General features: G+C 40.5%; 6 protein-coding genes. 5 read left to right on the plus strand and 1 reads right to left on the minus strand.

Annotated elements, in window-relative coordinates:
* The first annotated feature begins 60 nt into the window (after positions 1-60).
* From ARSQ2_RS10410 to ARSQ2_RS10420, 3 genes are all read left to right on the plus strand, one after another.
* Complete coding sequence (locus ARSQ2_RS10410; RefSeq protein ID WP_255487693.1) at positions 61-306, plus strand: DUF4054 domain-containing protein; 246 nt, start codon at positions 61-63, stop codon at positions 304-306.
* 14 nt (positions 307-320) lie between these two features.
* Complete coding sequence (locus ARSQ2_RS10415; protein WP_181995259.1) at positions 321-527, plus strand: hypothetical protein; 207 nt, start codon at positions 321-323, stop codon at positions 525-527.
* 242 nt (positions 528-769) lie between these two features.
* Complete coding sequence (locus ARSQ2_RS10420; protein WP_181995260.1) at positions 770-1,153, plus strand: hypothetical protein; 384 nt, start codon at positions 770-772, stop codon at positions 1,151-1,153.
* Between the two features lie 270 nt (positions 1,154-1,423).
* Here the strand turns inward: ARSQ2_RS10420 and ARSQ2_RS10425 are convergent, their stop codons facing one another.
* A complete protein-coding gene (locus ARSQ2_RS10425; RefSeq protein WP_238334462.1) occupies positions 1,424-1,639 on the minus strand; it encodes a hypothetical protein in 216 nt (71 codons plus the stop codon).
* An 82-nt stretch (positions 1,640-1,721) separates the two neighbouring features.
* Here ARSQ2_RS10425 and ARSQ2_RS10430 point away from each other — a divergent pair, with 82 nt between their 5' ends.
* Together ARSQ2_RS10430 and ARSQ2_RS10435 are read left to right on the plus strand one after the other, a co-directional pair.
* The gene (locus ARSQ2_RS10430) at positions 1,722-1,946 is read left to right on the plus strand and encodes a hypothetical protein (RefSeq protein WP_181995261.1); all 225 of its coding nucleotides are present in this window, start codon (positions 1,722-1,724) and stop codon (positions 1,944-1,946) included.
* 102 nt (positions 1,947-2,048) lie between these two features.
* Positions 2,049-2,447: phage neck terminator protein (locus ARSQ2_RS10435; protein ID WP_238334463.1), on the plus strand; the 399-nt coding region annotated here is incomplete at its 3' end.

The following is a 2,447-nucleotide window of genomic DNA, read 5'->3' on the forward strand; positions in this document are numbered from 1 at the left end:
ACTCAATATGGTGTAATCAAAATTAAGTCGCTTAGCTATATATGAGCATATGAGAAAGGCTTGCTGTACCTCACCGCCCATCTGCTTTTTTTGGCAGGCTTCCATGAAAATAGTCCAACAAAGGATTCTCATTCAGCCGATCCGAATGCGCTGTTTGGTAGTCAAAGTGTGGGCGATGTCAGTGTCAGCGCGAATTTTTCAGGAACAGAGAAAGACTGGTTTAAAACCTCCGCCTTTGGCGAGCAATATTTGGTGCTGGAAAGTCGCATAAACAATTACGCCTTAGCAATCGGGATGAACTGGTAATGCTGAAATCGAAATTGCTTGAAAAAGCCAAAAAACAGTTTGCGGAACTTAACAAACTGAAAGTGGAAGTGGGTGTATTGGAAAATACCAGACCGTATAAAGATTCAGATATTAGTGTGGTAGAAGTGGGTACTATCCACGAATTTGGCACGGAGAAAATCCCGCCGCGATCATTTTTGCGGGTACCGATTCGTGATCACCAAAAAGAAATCATTGAATAAGCGGTAAAAGAAAAATACCGCTTATTCATTTCAGGTGAAATTAGCGAAAAAGAATTTCTGGCGTATATCGGCGAACTGGCTGTTGGTTGGTCAATTGAAACGTTTGATACGCAAAGTTTTGGGTCGTGGCCTTTGGATGCTCAAAGCACCAAGGCGCAACTGAAAAAAGGTGTCATTGAAGCAAGGCTATTGCAAGACACGGGCGCATTGAAAAAATCGATAACCTATCAGGTGGTGAAAAAATGAGACTGCCTAATATGGCAAGAACCCTCCGCCGATTTTCGCAACCGTTAACATTCATCACCGAAGTGATCAGCACGAAAGATTTTAAGCCGGATTTTGCGGTGACACGAAAATCGATTGAAGGCGTAATCAGCAGTTTGCCGGATGAAGCAATTAACAAAGATAGTCTGGATTGGTCATTGGCCTATTTCACGGTGCATGTGCAACTGCAGTATGCCGATTTGCTCGGTGTTTATATGGAATACAAGGGGAAAATATTTAAATCGATTAACCGCAAAGACTATAGCGACTATGGCTATGTGCGCTATGTCTTTGAGGAAGTGAAAAATAGTAAGATCACTTGTCGTCTATTGAAAGACTCGCCCCTAAACTCTGCATCTTAGCAAGTATTTTATTGATTTCATCTTTATCTAAGGCGAGTTGTGCAGCCATAACAAAAAGGATATGAGGGGATATCGGTCGAGGGTTTTGCCTATTTGTATACTTTCGCCACTGACTATTATTCGAGACTAAGGCTAAATCTGCCATTTGAGAGCCGTTAAAGCCAAGATTCTCTTTCAGTTTAAGAAGTTCATTGACCGATGGTTCTTTGTAGTTTAAGAAAAGACGCATAGTAATACCTATCCTCTACAAGTAGCAGAGGATGTTGATTATCAGACTAATTTTATGATCACAGTGGTAATTCCCGCCACTGCTCCAACAATTCCTGATGCTACAGCAACCGGATACCAAAAAGTCTCTCTATTCAATTTAGCTGTTTCTGAATTTAATTTATTTGCTTCTGAATTTAACTTAATAGTTTCTGCCATCATTTTAGAAATTTCAGCATGGATTTTTTCAAGTTCAATAGTTGTCATTGCTTTACTCATTAATTTTCTTCCTTTCGGGTTGGGTCATGAACGTTTCACTTCCTCATAAGTTACATGATAGAACCATTGGAGCTATTCGTCAATGCAAGATACCAATTTACACCACAAAAACTACCAGCCACCACCAATCCAACGGCTGGAAATGGTGATTCGAGATACGCTAGAGGTTGCCGAAAACAGTATATTTATCGGACGTGAAAATCTGGCGAATCAGAATTTCAACGGGCCTGTTATCAACATTGAGCAATCTGGCAACAGTGAAGTCAAAGGCTTTAGCGAAACTTATAGCTGGGCGACTTTAAAATGATTACAAGTAATTACTCTATATCAGTAAATTTATATTGGAGAAAAACATATATTTTATAATCAAAATTAAGGCGCTTAGCTATACCGCCGAAACGTTGAGGTGATGGAATACAGCCAGCACGAGAAAATCCTTTTTGACGTGAATGTCTGGGGCAAGCAAGCCTTGCAACGGGCGCAAATTCTGTTGCGGTTACTGCGAACACAAAAAGGCTTTGAGCAACAGTGGAAATACACGATTAGCTTATCTGCGCCAACGGGGGTGCGTGATTTGCACTTTGCGACAGGTAGCCAGTATCGAGAGCGCGTGATGTTTTTGATTAACGCCTATGTCGCGGATTATATAGCTAAGCAACTTAATTTTGATTACATTATTTATATGAGCTATTCAATTGATTTTAGACGTAAAGTGATATTTACGATGGAAGAAGAAGAGTTGAGTATCCGAGAAACAGCGAAGCAATTTCGGATTGGCTCTGCATCTGTATCGCGTTGGATTAATCAA

Source organism: Arsenophonus endosymbiont of Bemisia tabaci Q2 (assembly GCF_902713415.1).
GTDB lineage: Bacteria > Pseudomonadota > Gammaproteobacteria > Enterobacterales > Enterobacteriaceae > Arsenophonus.